Below are 15,686 nucleotides of genomic sequence, written 5' to 3'. Positions count from 1 at the left end.
ACAGATGTAATAACCATATAACCGCTCTTCTTTCACATTTGGCTCGAAACACGATGCAGACCTTTCCCTTATTTGCCAATCTCACAGGACGTCCCGTACTGGTGATTGGCGGTGGCACAGTGGCCGAGCGCAAGACCCACGCCCTGCTGGATGCCGGCGCCCAGGTACACCTGGCAGCCCCGGAACTGACGCCACAACTGAAATTATGGATAGAACAGGGCAAAGTATTGCTGCGCGGGCAGCAATTTGAGGCGCAATGGCTGGACGATGTATTCCTGGTCGTTGCAGCCACCGACGATGCTGCTGTCAACCAGACCGTATCGGATGCCGCCGAAGCACGTAAAAAACTGATCAACGTGGTGGACAATCCACAACTGTGTTCGTATATCGTTCCGTCGGTAATCGACCGTTCGCCCGTGCAAATTGCCATTAGCAGTAATGGCACGGCGCCGGTGCTTATCCGGCAATTGCGCCAGCAACTGGAAACCCTGATTCCCCAGCAGTTCGGCAATATGGCCCAGATTGCCGGACGCTGGCGTGGCAAGGTCAAGCAACAGCTTGGTTCCCTGACGGAACGACGGCGTTTCTGGGAAATGCTGTTCAGCAGCCGCTTTGCCGATGCTGCGCAGGCGGGCGACACGGCAGGCGCCGAGGCGTTGCTGCAGGCGCAACTGGCTAGCGGCGTGCCGCAACAGGGCGAAGTCACGCTGGTGGGTGCCGGCCCGGGAGACCCCGGGCTGCTTACCCTGAACGCCCTGCAAGCCATCCAGCAAGCCGACATTGTCTTTCATGACGCACTGATTTCAGATGAAATAATGACGCTGATCCGCCGCGATGCCGAGCGAGTGCCGGTAGGCAAACGCGGCGGCCACCATTCGGTGCCACAGGACCAGATCAATGAACTGTTGATCAGCCACGCCAGAAAAGGCCTGCGCGTGGTGCGGCTCAAGGGCGGGGATCCTTTTATTTTCGGACGTGGCGGCGAGGAAATGCAGGCAGTCACAGACCAGGGCATTGCCTGTCGGGTGATCCCGGGCATCACTGCCGCACTGGGCGCCTCTGCCTATGCCGGCATCCCGCTGACCCATCGCGACCATTCGCAATCGGTTCTGTTTGTTACCGGCCACACCTGTCGTGACGATAATGCGATTGACTGGGATACCCTGGCTCGGCCGCGCCAGACCATTGTGGTCTACATGGGCACGGTGAATGCGGCAAGGATTACCCGCGAACTGACGCAGCGCGGTCGTCACGCCGACACACCGGTTGCCGTGATCAGTCATGCCACACGCCGCTCACAAAAAGTATACGCGGGCACATTGGCTGATCTGGACGCGCTGGCAGCACAAGCTGCAGCGCCGGCCCTGTTCATCATTGGCGAAGTCGCTGCAGTACAACATGAATCCCGGCTTTCAGGCGCAAACAGCGTGGCTGGCACCATCAACACGGTCATTACAGACGCCGCCTGAACTTGCTGCGTAGCAGCAATGCACGATGCGCGCTGCGGCGGCATGCCGGCACCGTTTGCCGGGCAGCGCATTTTAATTGCCTGCACAATTGCTGGATCCATCGGATTTACTTGTCTGGATCCGCATAAGCTCCTATACTTCCCAGTTCAAGCAGGGGTACTGCGCCTTCGGCGTGGTTGAGAGAGTCCCTTTGTACCAGTACGGATAATGCCGATGCTGGGAGATCATTCGTCTACACGAAGGCTGTCCCGTATTCGGCTCCAATTTCAATTGTTTTGGAGCAAACATGAGTGCAAACCCAAAATTCCTGGCCGCGACGGCTCAGGTTGATTCCGCCGCCATTCAGGCACTTCCCCAGTCACGCAAAATTTATGAGCAGGGTTCTCGCCCGGACATCCGCGTGCCATTTCGTGAAATCAGTCAGGATGACACGCCTACTCTTTTTGGCGGGGAATCCAATCCACCGCTGACTGTGTATGATGCCAGCGGCCCATATACGGATCCCAAGGTACATATTGATATCCGCAAGGGCCTGCCCGAAGTTCGCCGCGCCTGGATCGATGAACGGCAGGACACCGAAGTGCTGTCCGGCCCCAGCAGTATCTATGGGCAGGAACGCCTGACCGATCCGGCCCTCACTGCCATGCGATTCGAACTGCAGCGCCCGCCCCGGCGTGCATTGGCAGGTCGCAACGTGAGCCAAATGCACTACGCGCGCAAAGGCATTGTCACACCAGAGATGGAGTTTGTAGCTATCCGCGAGAACATGCGCATTGAGCAGTACATCGAAAGTGTGCGTCAAAGCGGCCCTGAAGGCGCAAAGCTGGCTGCACGCATTCTGCGCCAGCATCCGGGACAATCTTTTGGCGCTTCCATTCCAAAAAAAATCACCCCTGAATTCGTGCGGGACGAGATCGCTCGCGGACGCGCCATCATCCCGGCCAACATCAATCACCCGGAAATTGAGCCCATGGCCATTGGCCGCAATTTCCTGGTCAAGATCAATGCCAATATCGGCAATTCGGCGCTTGGCTCAAGCATCAATGAGGAAGTGGAGAAAATGACCTGGGCCATCCGCTGGGGTGGCGATACAGTGATGGATTTATCCACCGGCAAGCATATCCATGAAACCCGCGAATGGATCATCCGCAACTCGCCGGTTCCCATCGGGACCGTGCCTATTTATCAGGCGCTGGAAAAAGTGGACGGCAAAGCCGAGGAACTGACCTGGGAAATTTTCCGCGACACGCTGATCGAGCAGGCCGAGCAAGGCGTGGACTATTTCACCATTCATGCGGGCGTGCGCCTGCCGTTCATTCCCATGACTGCCGATCGCATGACCGGCATCGTGTCACGGGGCGGTTCCATTATGGCCAAATGGTGTCTTGCCCACCACGAGGAAAGCTTCCTGTATACCCACTTTGAAGATATTTGCGACATCATGAAAGCCTACGATGTCAGCTTCTCTCTGGGCGATGGACTGCGACCCGGCTCTGGCTACGATGCCAATGACGAGGCCCAGTTTGCCGAACTCAAAACGCTGGGCGAACTGACCAAAGTGGCATGGAAGCACGATGTGCAGGTCATGATTGAAGGCCCGGGCCATGTGCCCATGCATTTGATCAAGGAAAATATGGACCTGCAGCTCAAGCATTGCGATGAGGCCCCCTTCTATACTCTTGGTCCATTGACGACCGATATCGCCCCCGGCTACGACCATATTACCTCCGGTATTGGCGCGGCGCTGATCGGATGGTACGGAACAGCCATGTTGTGCTACGTAACCCCGAAAGAACACCTGGGGCTGCCCAACAAGAAAGATGTGAAAGACGGCATTATCACTTATAAAATTGCCGCGCACGCTGCTGATCTTGCCAAGGGCCACCCAGGCTCCGCCATCCGTGACAATGCACTGTCCAAAGCCCGCTTTGAATTCCGCTGGGACGATCAGTTCAATCTGGGCCTGGACCCGGATACCGCCAAGGAGTTCCACGACGAAACACTGCCAAAGGACTCAATGAAAGTGGCTCACTTCTGTTCCATGTGCGGGCCGCATTTTTGCAGCATGAAGATTACCCAGGATGTGCGTGAATACGCGCAGAAGCAGGGTCTGACGGCAGACAAGGCCTTGCAACAGGGCATGCAGGAAAAGTCGATTGAGTTCATGAAGAAAGGCGCCGAGTTGTATCACAAAACCTGATGGCGAGCACCGGCAAAAACGTGCTACCTAATCCGGCAGTACGACGTTGGGTTGGTAGCATGTGTCGTGCGGTGCACGTATCCCTGTTGTGATGCTGTCGGTAAAACTGCTTGTGCTGACAATTGACAGCTATGGATATATTTTGTAAATTAAAACCTGAAACCGGTGGGATCCTAGCCCACCGGTCCCTGATCAATAAGCTGGTGTGCTATACGCTGGCAATATCAGCGATATACCGATCAGGATAAGTTGTAATACGATTCGACGCATCGTATCCTCCTTATCAGGTAAGGCCCGGCCTCGGTCGGGCTTTTTACCGTCTGTGCTAACCATCAGCACAGCGCAGATATTTTGCATTTATCGCGGGCGTGTTCAGACCGGGTTTGATTCAAATGATCGCTTCGTAATCGCCGACAGTTCCATTCATATGGACTATCTGCGGGGAGCTTTGCCCATTATCTTATTGACTTCAACTACATCGCTTTATTTTTAGTATCTGTAATGCAGGACGGTATGTTTACCTGAAAAAAAATGAGCAACGCAATCGGGGTCTATTTGTGCCCTCGGAAAATACGAAGTTGACATACCAATCATGATTAAGTAAATTAAAACCTGAAACCGGTGGGGTCCTAGCCCACCGGTCCCTGATCAATAAGCTGGTGTGCTATACGCTAGCAATACCAGCGATATACCGATCAGGATAAGTTGTAATACGATTCGTCTCATCGTATCCTCCTTATCAGGTAAGGCCCGGCTTCGGTCGGGCCTTTTTACCGTCTGTACCAACCATCAGCACAGCCGTGGTATTTTGCATTTATCGCAGGCATGTTCAGACCGGGTTTGATTCAAATGATCGCTTCGCAATCACCGATAGTTTCGTTTGTTTTTTAGGCCGGCACGGGCTTTCTACATTTCTACATTTCTACATTTCTACATTTCTACATTTCTACATTTCTACATTTCTACATTTCTACATTTCTTCATTTCTTCATTTCTTCATTTCCTCATTTTTTTATTCTTCGACTTGTTGACCTCTGCTGCATCGCTGTGTTGTTCTATCTGCAATGCAAACCGATACGTTTACTGGGAGAAATGAACACGGAAGTTCAGTCCAAACTACATCTTTACCCTCGGAAAATACGAGGTTGACATACTAAACACGATTAAGTAAATTAAAACCTGAAACCGGTGGGGGCTAAGTCCACCGGTTCCTGATCAATAAGCTGGCGCGCTATACACTAGCAACACCAGCGATATACCGATCAGGATAAGATGTAATACGATATGCTTCATCGTATCCTACTTATCAGGCAGGGCCCGGCTTCGGTCGGGCCCTTTTACCGTCTGCACTGACCATCAGCACAGCGCAGATATTCTGCATTTATCGCGGGGGTGTTCAGACCGGGTTTGATTCAAATAATCACTTGGGAATTCCCGTTAATCTGTGCCAGCAACATCAACACTGATATCTAAAATACGCACTAAATGTCTGCATCAGCAATGACAGCTGAGCGCACAGCAGCACGGTTTATTCGCGGCAATATCCACAGATTGGCACGTAAGGGCGTCCTGCGTGTGCAGTGCTTATTATTGTTCCCGTCTCGCTGCATGCGAGCACGCACTATTTTGAAATAGGAGACATCCGAAGCGCCTGATTCACAGACATGCCGCTTGAACGGTCATCGCATCAAATATGCCTTGCGTCGCACATTCTGCTTGCGCCCGGGCCTGTGCCCGATGCGCCACCGCCCTGCCGATAATCAGCAACGCAGGACTACCTAATTCAGCGGCGCTAATGTCTGCCGACATGGCTTGCAGCGTCGTAAACAGACGGCGTTCATTTCGACAGGTCACGCGCTCAACGACAGCGACGGGCAGATCGCCGGCAAAGCCGGCCTGCAACATATCCTGCTGCAGTTGTTCGTTTCGGCTCATGCCCATATAACAAACCAGCGTGAGCTCACTTTGCGCCAGGGCCCGCCAGTCGGGGGCAGCGCCATCGGCAGTATGGGCCGTCACAAAAACCACGCCGCGCGCAATCGCGCGATGGGTCAATGGCAGGCCCAGCGCGCTGGCCGCAGCCAGACCGGCAGTTATGCCACCCACCGCTTCAGCGGCAATACCCTGTTCGGCAAGCCATGCCAGTTCTTCACCGCCACGACCGAAAATAAATGGGTCGCCCCCCTTGACCCTGGCCACCTGCAGCCCTGAGCGAGCATAGCGCGCCATCAGGCGCAAAATAAAACTTTGCGCAGTGGAAGGACAGCCCCCACGCTTGCCTACAGGGACGATGCGGACATGGGTGGGCGCCAGCGCCAGAATATCCTCGCTGATCAGATCGTCCACCAACCAGACATCTGCGCCTTGCAATATCCTATAGGCCTTTAGCGTGAGCAGTTCTGCATCGCCCGGGCCGGCGCCGACCAGCCAGACCTTGCCCACGGCAGCATCGCTTGCCGACATCCGCTTTATGATATTTGTCATAGTGCCTCCGTACCGGCATACCGGTTGATCATTTGATTGATTTGCACGACACAGGATCCACACCCTGTACCACAATTGAGATTTTGCTTGAGCGCTGGCAGATCCATGCCGTTGCGAATACCGTCAACAATCTGTGCGTCGGTCACGCCATTACAGGCACACACAATGCGTGCCCGCGGTTTCATTTGTGATTTGCCCAATAGCACCGCCAGTAGCGGCTCGGGCCGTACACCAGTATCGGCCCAGTCATTCAGGGCATCCTCGGCATTCAGACCTGTACCGGCCAGGCAATAGACGGCCACCCGACCGTCAATGCAGCGCACTCGCCGATAGATGCCTCGCGCAGGATCATCAAATGCCACGTCCGTATCGGCAATACCCAGATCCATCAACAGTTGTTCCAGTCGCGCCCGTTCAGGTACGGCTCTGGCGGCCAAGCGCAGGCGCAAGCCACCGTCACCGGTAGCCACGGGCACGGCAATGGCGTAATCAAATTCATTTAGCCAGCCAGACAGCGTGCGCTGCAGTGCGACCGCATCGCCGCGTACCCATGCCACCGCCTGCCATAGTGGCTTGTAAAGCGCCACGCCAACGACGCAGTGCTTGAGCTCAGGCTGCCCTGAATCCGGATCGGTTGCGCCATGGGTCAGCCCGTTGATACCGACTCCGGCCATAAAACGACTACCCCAGTGCATCGGCACAAAGGCGCAACCGGGTTTAAGCGTGTCGTCGGCTTGCGCCGGCAACACCAGCTGGGCGCGCCGGGATTTGACTGTGACCAGCGCCTGGCTGCCAATGCGATAGCGCGCCATATCGGACGGATGCAGGTGAATCACGGGCTCTTCCACGTGACCGATCAGCGTCTGCGATAGAGCGGTCCGGGTCATGGTATGCCAGTGATCACGCAAGCGTCCGGTCGTCAGGCGCAGCGGGTAATGCGCCGAGATATTTTCAACAGGCGCAACGTAGCCTACATCGGCAAAGCGGGCTCGCCCGTTTGCCGTAGCAAAGACGTGATCGGTATACAGGCGGGGGGTGCCCGTCTGCACGAACGGCCACTGCACCGGGCCAAGCTGCTCCAGCAGATCAAAGCTGACCGCGCTATAGTCCAAATCGCGCCCGGCCGTCAGCGCCGCGTGCTCGGCAAAAATTTGCGCTTCGTCGGCGTAATTGAACAGGGCCTCCTTGGCCGGTGCAATCAGGCGGGCCACGCGCTGCGCCACCTGTTGCACAATCTTCCAGTCTGCCAGCGCATCGCCCGGCGCCGAAATGGCTGCCCGTACACGACTGATTCGGCGCTCAGAATTGGTGACCGTGCCTTCCTTTTCAGGCCAGGTCGCAGCCGGCAGAATCAGATCAGCATAGGCCAGCGTTTCCGAATCGGCATACGCTTCCTGCACAATCACGAAGTCTGCATTCTGCATTGCCCTGCGAACCCTGGCCTGATCGGGCAATGACTGTGCCGGGTTCGTGGCCGCAATCCAGAGCACCCGAATACGTTTTTCCAGCAACGCATCAAACATGGCAATGGCAGGATATCCCGGCGCCTCCGGTAAACTATCGGTCCCCCACAAGGCGGCAACCTCCTGGCGATGCCTCGCATTGGCCGGGTCGCGATGTCCTGGCAACAGGGTCGCCATGGCGCCGGCTTCGCGCCCTCCCATAGCATTGGGCTGGCCGGTCAGCGAAAATGGACCTGTGCCCGGTCGGCCGATATGACCGGTAGCCAGATGCAAGTGAATCAACGACATGTTCTTGGCCGTGCCGCTGCTGGACTGGTTCAGGCCCATGGTGTAGAGCGATAACGTCGCGGCGCTTTGGGCAAACCATCGGGCCGCAGTCACAATATCGGCGGCAGCGACACCACATACATCCTCGGCTGCTGCAGGCGTAAATTCCCGAATGCGATCCTTCAGCGCCGGGAAACCCTCCGTGTAGCGCGCAATATAGTCGCCGTCGATCAGGTCTTCCCAGACCATGACGTTGAGCATCGCATGAAACAGCGCCACGTCTGCCCCCGGCGTCACGGCCAGGTGCAGATCAGCTGCCTGTGCTGTGTCCGTATTGCGCGGGTCGATCACAATAATCTTCATGTGCGGGCGCGCCTGCCGTGCCAGCATCAGCCGCCGAAACAATACCGGATGTGCATAGGCCATATTCGAACCGGCGATCAGGACCGTATCGGCCAGCGCGATATCCTCATAGCTTGCCGGTGGCGCATCGGCGCCAAGCGTCATTTTGTATCCGGTCACGGCGCTGGACATGCACAACCGAGAGTTGGTGTCGATGTTATTGGTTCCCACCAGGACCCGGGCCATTTTGTTGAAAATGGCGTAATCCTCGGTCAGCAACTGGCCCGACAAATAAAAGCCCATGGCCTGCGGCCCGGCTTCACGCACGGTACTGCTGATCACCCTTGCCGCAACATCAAAGGCCTCGGACATATCGATCTGGCGATAGTTGCCCGTCTGCCTGTCGCGCAGGCGCGCGTGCAATACCCTTGTCGTATCCCGTCGTATCGTGCCGGGCAGCGCCATGCCCTTGCTGCACAGCAGCCCCGCGTTGGATGGATGATCCATATCACCATCCACAGACAGCACCTGCTCACCCTTGCTGTGAATACGCACACCGCAGCCCGTGCCACAATAGCAGCAGATCGAACGGGTAACGCGTATCTCATCTGTCATAGTCTGAACCAGCTGGACGGGCACCGGGGTATCCATGGCTACTGTCCTTCACCCAGATCCAGGCAGACCCGGTCCTGATCGATTTTCACTGCAATCGTTCTGACGCACCCCTCGTCCGGCGCCTGTACTTGTCCGGTAGGCAGATCAATGACCATGCCATGCAGCGGGCAGGTAACCGAGGTGCCATGCACCAGTCCCGCAGACAGGGGGCCGCCTTTGTGGGGGCATTTGTCAACGATGGCGTAGACCGCGCCCTGGCCGCTACGGAACACGGCGATATCATCAAGGCCGTGCCGGCGAATGACACGCGCACCGCGCGCTGGAATCTCGTTGGTGGCGCACACAGGCGTCCATTTTTCACAGACTTTCATCGTGTCCTCACACATTCAGGGTTTCAAGTTCGGGCGCCGCAATCCGCTTCTCTACACGGTCCTGCCAGGGGTCCTGCTCGAAGGACAAGGCAAAGCGCAGCCGGTCATACAGCGCCGCGCGATTGTCGGCATTGCCGATAACCTGTTCTTTTGCATGCTCCAGACCAACCCGCGCCAGGTAATGGACAGTACGTTCCAGGTAATAGGCCTCTTCGCGATACAGCTGCAAAAAGGCGCCACAATACTGCAACACTTCTTCCTGGGTTTGCACCTTGACAAAAAATTGCGCGACTTCCGTTTTAATGCCACCGTTGCCGCCGACATAGATTTCCCAGCCGGAATCGACCGCAATAATGCCGACATCCTTGATTCCGGATTCGGAACAGTTGCGTGGGCAGCCGGACACAGCAAGTTTTACTTTGTGCGGGCTCCACATCCCTACCAGATCTTTTTCAAGTGCAATACCCATGCCGGTGGAATCCTGCGTGCCAAAGCGGCAGAATTCGCTGCCTACGCAGGTCTTCACGGTACGCAGGCTCTTGCCATACGCATGGCCTGAGGGCATGTCCAGGTCCTTCCAGACACCCGTCAGATCTTCCTTGCGCACCCCAAGCAAGTCAATCCGCTGTCCGCCGGTTACCTTGACCATGGGGATGGCGTATTTATCTGCCACATCTGCAATTTTTCTGAGCTCCGCAGAATTGGTTACCCCACCCCAAATGCGGGGTACGACGGAATAGGTGCCATCCTTCTGGATATTGGCATGCATGCGTTCGTTCACCAGACGCGAGGCGCCATCATCGACGGCTTCGCCCGGCCAGGTGGACAGCAGATAATAATTGAGCGCTGGCCGGCAGGTTGCGCAGCCATCAGGCGTTCGCCATTCCATGAAATGCATGGCATCTGCAATGGTGATCAGATGTTGCTGGCGAATCACCTTGCGCGCCTGTCCATGTGTCACATCAGTGCAGCCACAAATGGACCGTGCCGATTTTGGTTTTACATCGGCGGCGCCGCCGACACAATTGATCAGGATCTGCTCTACCAGCCCGGTGCATGATCCGCAGGAGCTGGCGGCCTTCGTATGTTTTTTGATGTCATCAACAGTAAACAGGCCCTGTTCGCGAATCGCCTTGACGATAGTGCCCTTGCACACGCCGTTACACCCGCAGACCTCTGCGCTGTCGGGCATGCCCGCCACCTTATTCTCGCCGGCGTGCCCGGTATCGCCTATCGCCCCTTCGCCAAACATCAACTGGTCGCGAATTTCATGAATCGATCTGCCTTCGCGAATCAACCGGAAGTACCAGGCACCATCTGCAGTGTCGCCATAAAGGCAGGCACCCACCAGCTTGTTGTCGTGCACCACCAGTTTTTTGTATATCCCGCCTTCGGGATCGGCCAGCGTAATGCAATCGGTTTGCGCATCACCCATGAAATCGCCGGCTGAGAACACGTCAATACCCGTCACTTTCAATTTGGTGGAGGTCACACTGCCCTCATAACGCGCGATGCCATACATGGCCAGATGATTGGCCGCCACCTTGGCCTGTTCAAAGAGCGGCGCAACCAGACCGTAGGCAGTGCCGCGATGGCTCACGCACTCGCCCACCGCATAAATACTCGGGTCATAAGTCTGCATGGTGTCGCTGACCACAATGCCGCGATCAACATGCAAGCCGGCGCTCGCAGCCAGTGCAACGTTGGGACGAATGCCAACGGCCATGACCACCAGATCGGCAGGCATCTGGTGACCGTTGGCAAAACGGATCGCCCCGACCCGCCCATTGCCATCATCCACGATTTCGCTGGTCTGATGCGCCATCAAAAATTGCAGGCCCCGCGCTTCCAGGCTGGCGCGCAGCATGTTGGCAGCCTGTGCATCAAGCTGGCGATCCAGCAGCGTGTCGCCCAGGTGCACCACCGTAACCGTCATGCCACGCACGGCCAGGCCATTGGCCGCCTCCAGTCCCAGCAGGCCACCGCCGATCACCACCGCATGGCGCCGTACCCCTGCGGCTTCAATCATCAGGTTCACATCGTTGATATCACGAAACGTCACGACGCCATCCAGCGTATGGCCTGGCACCGGCAGAATAAACGGATTGGAGCCGGTCGCCAGCAGCAGCCGGTCGTAAGGCACGACTGTGCCGTCCGTGGTGTGCACCTGCCGGCGTACCCGATCGACGGTGGTGACCGACTGGTTCATCATTAAATGGATATGATTGTTGTCATACCAGGACTGGTCGTTCAGGATAATGTCCTGGATGGTCTGTTCACCCGTCAGCACCGGCGACAGCAGTATCCGGTTGTAATTGGGATAGGCTTCGCTGCCAATAATGGTAATGTCATAAAGCTGATCGTCCAGTTTGAGCAACTCTTCGATGGTGCGAACACCAGCCATCCCGTTGCCGATCAGTACCAGTTTGCGTTTTTTCATGATATTGCCTGTCTTCATTTGTGATTGACCAGGGGTCTTAAGCGACGACTGCACTGTCCTGTTCCTGGGCAGCCTGCTCAGCCTCCACCAGCGCAAGACGGGTGCCCTGCTCGGGATTCGAATAGCGCTGATGCAAAAATTTCATCACCGCAGCGCGGTATTGCAAGTAGCGCGGATCGGCAGCCAGTGCCACACGGTCACGACGGGCCGGCAACTGAATCGCCAGGATCTGGCCTATCGTGGCCGCAGGTCCGTTGGTCAGCATCACAATCCGGTCCGACAGAAGCACGGCTTCGTCTACGTCGTGGGTCACCATCACAACGGTGCTTTGCGTGCGCTTGACAATGCGCAACAGGGCATCCTGCAAATGGGCGCGTGTCAGCGCATCCAGCGCGCCAAAGGGCTCGTCCATCAGCAAGACCTTGGGTTCGATGGCCAGCGCCCGCGCAATGCCGACGCGCTGCTTCATACCGCCTGATATTTCACGGGGATACTTGCTGCTGGCATGGGCCAGATCGACCAGCTCCAGGGCCGCTGCCGTGCGTTCACGCAGGCGCACTTTGGTTTCGCTGGCGCCGAAAACGCGTTCCACTGCCAGATAGACATTTTGAAAACAGGTGAACCACGGCAGCAGCGAATGATTCTGAAAGACCATGGCCCGATCCGGTCCGGGTCCGGCAATTTCGCGCTGATCACAAATGAGCACGCCGTTGCTGGGCTTGCTCAAACCGGCAATGAGGTTGAGCAGCGTGGATTTGCCACAACCCGAATGCCCGATCAGCGAGACAAACTCTCCCTTGCGGATCGCCAGATTGATGTCATTCAAAGCCGTGAACGGCCCGTGGGCAGTATCGAAAACCTGACTGACCGATTCAACTGCAACATATTTTTCCATGCGTTACTCCTCGGTAAAGGCAAAGCGCCTGGCCAGGGCCAGCAAAGCGGCATCAAGCAGCAGTCCGACCAGGCCGATAATGAAGATTGCAATAATGATGTGCTGCACATTCAGGTTGTTCCATTCATCCCAGAGCCAGAAGCCGATACCGGTTCCACCGGTCAGCATCTCTGCAGCCACGATCACCAGCCAGGCGGTACCGATAGACAGCCGCACGCCTGTCAGCACATAAGGCAGGACCGAGGGCAGCAGAATACTTGTCAGCACCTTGCGCTCAGACAGATTCAGTACCCTGGCAATGTTCAGATAATCAGCAGGCACCCGTGCCACGCCGTCTGCCGTATTGATGATCATCGGCCAGATGGAACAGATGAAGATGGCCCAGATTGCAGCCGGCTCGGCAGCCCTGAACATCAGCAGCCCCAGCGGCAGCCAGGCCAGCGGTGACACCGGGCGCAACAGACTGATCACCGGCGCCGTCATTTTGCGTATCGGCGCATAACGCCCGATAATGAAGCCGGCCGGAATGCCGACCAGCGCAGCCAGGCCAAACCCGACCCCGACACGCCATAGCGACGCCAGCACGTTCCAGCCGATCCCCACGTCGTTCGGGCCGTTACGGTAAAACGGATCCTGGAACAGCGTTATCGCCGCCTGCAAGGTGGCCAACGGTGTGGGGATACCGGGAATTTTGCCTGCAATCATCTCCCAGACAATGACAACTGTCATCAGTCCAATGAGGGGATAACCCAGTCGGCCCAGCCATGCCATGATCGGCAATCCGGCCCATGGCTGCGTGGTGACTGCCTTTGTTGCTGTGTTCATCCGTTTCTCCCGCAATTACACGTGAACGGCAAAGCCGTCGGCGTAAGCCGCCGGATCGCTGCCATCCCAAGGTACGCCATCCATCAGCGTTGAGGACCTGTTTTCGCTGGCAGGCAAAGGCGTACCACTGGCCTGGGCGGCGGCCTTGTAGATGTCGATGCGATTGATTTTTTTTGCCACTGCCAGATAATCGGGGTGCGATTTGAGCAGGCCCCAGCGCTTTTGCTGGGTCAGGAACCACATGCCGTCACTCAGATAAGGGAAGGTTGCCGCCCCGTCGCCATAAAACCGCATGGGATGCGCGCTGTCTGCGACCTTACCGATACCGTTGTCGTACTTGCCCAGCATGCGGCCAATAATCACGTCGGCCTGTGTGTTGACATAGGACTTGGCGGCAATGACCTTGGCCGTTTGCTCGATATTGGCCGGCGAGCTGTCGATCCACCTGGCGGCCTCAAGAATCGCTGCCGTCACCGCCCGGGCGGTATTGGGGTACTGGTCTGCAAACCTGGCCGTTGTGCCCAGCACTTTTTCCGGATGGTCCTGCCAGATTTCCTGTGTGGTCACGGCGGTAAAGCCAATTTTATCGATCACCGCCCGCGCGTTCCATGGTTCACCCACGCAGTACCCGTCCATATTGCCAATCATCATATTGGCCACCATTTGCGGGGGTGGCACTGTAATAACACGCACATCGTTAAATGGATGAATGTCATGTGCAGCCAGCCAATAATAGAGCCACATGGCATGCGTGCTGGTGGGAAAAGTTTGTGCGAAGGTCAGTTGCCGACCCAGCGTTGCCATGGCTTTTTTCAGTGATGCGCCATCCGTTACGCCGCGCTCGTGCAATGCCTTGGCAAGCGTAATGCCCTGCCCGTTCTGATTGAGCCCCATGAGCACGGCCATGTCGGTTTGAGGACCGCCAATCCCTACCTGCAGGCCGTAAATCATGCCGTACAATGCGTGCGCGCAATCCAGATTGCCATTGATCAGTTTGTCGCGCACTGCGGCCCAGGACGCTTCCTTGCTCGGAATAATCTTTATCCCGTATTTTTTATCGATACCCAGCTCGGCCGCCATGATGACCGACGCGCAGTCGGTCAGGGGGATGAAACCGATCTTGACTTCGGTCTTTTCAGGCGCGTCCGAGCCGGCGGCCCAGGCGCCGTTGCGCAAAAAAGGATCCGCCAGACCAAGTGCACCAATGCCTGCCGCCGAGCGTGCCACCGACAGCATCCATTGCCGTCGATACACGCTGCCCGGCGCAATTGCATCCTGTGCCGCGTGGCTGCGGGCCCGTATCCCGTCCGATTTGCCTGTTGCGTTCGTTTTCTTCCGACTGTTCATCATTACCCCAAATAAAAAGCGTCCTGCGGATACGTTTTGAAAACGTACCTGCAGGACGCCGTTGTCCTGAATGCTGTCATTGATTGATGACGACCGCCATTGGCCTTCACGACAACTTAAGCAAGTTGCATGCCAATATACATTCCACAGAGTGGCAGACCGCGTTGACAGACTGCAGCAGCGCGTATTTTTGTCTGTGGGCAGACTGATCGGCCACGCCGACGCCATCGAAGTTGGGCCTTAAGGCTGCCGCGGCGCACAATAACGGTGCATGGCCGGCTTGTTGCCGCCAATCGGCCACCTCACCGGGAGCAGGACGCACTCAAAACGGGCACCGTTTGTGGATGCTGTCGGCAAAAAGCGGCACGCCTTTTGCTTTATCTGAATCAAGAGGAAAGAAAATGCTGAATGTGATGTTGATCCGTGATGAACAGAACGATGCCCTGCGTGACAAACTGCAGGCTGCCGGCATTCACGTGGTGGCTGAAATATCGCCGCTGGCCGATTTTGCCGCGGCGCTGGCCGGCATCAAACCGGATGTCGTGCTGGTCAGCTCGGATGCCTCGTGTCGCGATACGCTGGAAGGGCTCTGCATGCGCTCGGATGACAGCGCACTGCCCGTGGTCATGTTTACCAATGACAATGATCGCAGCTTCATGCAGGCATCAATCAGGGCGGGCGTTGCCGCCTATGTCGTGGGCGAAGTTCCTTCGGCGCGCCTGCTGTCGCTGCTGGACGTCGCCATTGAACGCTTCGCGCTTGAACGCTCGCGCCGGCTGGAGCTCAATGACACCAGGCGACGGCTGGCCGAACGCCAGGATGTTGAAAAAGCCAAAGGCATTCTGATGAAAATGCATGGGGTAGACGAAGACCAGGCCTATCGCATGCTGCGCAAAAAGGCCATGCAAACCCAGCGCCGGATCGGCCAGATCGCAGCGGCGTTGATCGAGGCGCATACTTTTCTGTAG

10 protein-coding genes are annotated in these 15,686 nt (G+C 56.7%); 3 read left to right on the top strand and 7 right to left on the bottom strand.

Features of this window, described 5'->3' with window-relative positions; genetic code table 11:
* Positions 1-53 precede the first annotated feature (53 nt).
* Positions 54-1,469, top strand: a complete 1,416-nt coding sequence (cysG, locus tag EV681_RS05740) for a siroheme synthase CysG (RefSeq protein WP_128395795.1) — start codon at positions 54-56, stop codon at positions 1,467-1,469.
* Positions 1,470-1,755: 286 nt separating this feature from the next.
* Positions 1,756-3,669 carry a phosphomethylpyrimidine synthase ThiC gene (gene thiC / locus EV681_RS05735; protein ID WP_130303493.1) on the top strand — a complete coding sequence of 638 codons (1,914 nt, stop codon included), beginning with the start codon at positions 1,756-1,758 and terminating at the stop codon, positions 3,667-3,669.
* A gap of 1,656 nt (positions 3,670-5,325) precedes the next feature.
* Here the strand turns inward: thiC and cobA are convergent.
* The 7 genes from cobA to EV681_RS05700 are packed head-to-tail and all read right to left on the bottom strand — an operon-like array spanning position 5,326 to position 14,607.
* On the bottom strand, positions 5,326-6,153 hold the full coding sequence (gene cobA, locus EV681_RS05730; protein WP_130303492.1) for a uroporphyrinogen-III C-methyltransferase: 828 nt from the start codon (positions 6,151-6,153) through the stop codon (positions 5,326-5,328).
* Positions 6,150-8,876, bottom strand: a complete 2,727-nt coding sequence (locus EV681_RS05725) for a nitrate reductase (RefSeq protein ID WP_207227011.1) — start codon at positions 8,874-8,876, stop codon at positions 6,150-6,152. The genes cobA and EV681_RS05725 overlap by 4 nt, the downstream gene beginning before the upstream one ends.
* Positions 8,877-8,878: 2 nt before the next feature.
* Positions 8,879-9,226 carry a nitrite reductase small subunit NirD gene (gene nirD / locus EV681_RS05720; RefSeq protein ID WP_128395792.1) on the bottom strand — a complete coding sequence of 116 codons (348 nt, stop codon included), beginning with the start codon at positions 9,224-9,226 and terminating at the stop codon, positions 8,879-8,881.
* Positions 9,219-11,651 (bottom strand): nitrite reductase large subunit NirB, encoded by a 2,433-nt coding sequence (gene nirB / locus EV681_RS05715; protein WP_130303491.1) that lies wholly within the window; start codon positions 11,649-11,651, stop codon positions 9,219-9,221. Before nirB ends, nirD begins: the two co-directional genes overlap by 8 nt.
* Positions 11,652-11,688: 37 nt before the next feature.
* Complete coding sequence (locus EV681_RS05710) at positions 11,689-12,546, bottom strand: ABC transporter ATP-binding protein (protein WP_128395790.1); 858 nt, start codon at positions 12,544-12,546, stop codon at positions 11,689-11,691.
* 3 nt (positions 12,547-12,549) lie between these two features.
* Entirely contained in the window at positions 12,550-13,371 is an 822-nt protein-coding gene (gene ntrB, locus EV681_RS05705) for a nitrate ABC transporter permease (RefSeq protein ID WP_128395789.1), read from the bottom strand.
* A gap of 15 nt (positions 13,372-13,386) precedes the next feature.
* Positions 13,387-14,607, bottom strand: coding sequence for a CmpA/NrtA family ABC transporter substrate-binding protein (locus tag EV681_RS05700; protein WP_130304028.1), 1,221 nt, complete (start codon positions 14,605-14,607; stop codon positions 13,387-13,389).
* A 512-nt stretch (positions 14,608-15,119) separates the two neighbouring features.
* Between EV681_RS05700 and EV681_RS05695 the strand changes: the two genes are divergently transcribed.
* Complete coding sequence (locus tag EV681_RS05695; RefSeq protein ID WP_128395788.1) at positions 15,120-15,686, top strand: ANTAR domain-containing response regulator; 567 nt, start codon at positions 15,120-15,122, stop codon at positions 15,684-15,686.

The organism is Advenella incenata (assembly GCF_004217095.1).
Classification (GTDB): Bacteria; Pseudomonadota; Gammaproteobacteria; order Burkholderiales; family Burkholderiaceae_B; genus Advenella; species Advenella incenata.
This window is presented reverse-complemented; position numbering and strand designations above follow the sequence as displayed.

Coding starts and splice junctions, on each gene's coding strand:
- cysG (WP_128395795.1), top strand. CDS start 54: ATGCAGACCTTTCCCTTATTTGCCAATCTCACAGGACGTCCCGTACTG.
- thiC (WP_130303493.1), top strand. CDS start 1,756: ATGAGTGCAAACCCAAAATTCCTGGCCGCGACGGCTCAGGTTGATTCC.
- cobA (WP_130303492.1), bottom strand. CDS start 6,153: ATGACAAATATCATAAAGCGGATGTCGGCAAGCGATGCTGCCGTGGGC.
- EV681_RS05725 (WP_207227011.1), bottom strand. CDS start 8,876: ATGGATACCCCGGTGCCCGTCCAGCTGGTTCAGACTATGACAGATGAG.
- nirD (WP_128395792.1), bottom strand. CDS start 9,226: ATGTGTGAGGACACGATGAAAGTCTGTGAAAAATGGACGCCTGTGTGC.
- nirB (WP_130303491.1), bottom strand. CDS start 11,651: ATGAAAAAACGCAAACTGGTACTGATCGGCAACGGGATGGCTGGTGTT.
- EV681_RS05710 (WP_128395790.1), bottom strand. CDS start 12,546: ATGGAAAAATATGTTGCAGTTGAATCGGTCAGTCAGGTTTTCGATACT.
- ntrB (WP_128395789.1), bottom strand. CDS start 13,371: ATGAACACAGCAACAAAGGCAGTCACCACGCAGCCATGGGCCGGATTG.
- EV681_RS05700 (WP_130304028.1), bottom strand. CDS start 14,607: ATGCTGTCGGTGGCACGCTCGGCGGCAGGCATTGGTGCACTTGGTCTG.
- EV681_RS05695 (WP_128395788.1), top strand. CDS start 15,120: ATGCTGAATGTGATGTTGATCCGTGATGAACAGAACGATGCCCTGCGT.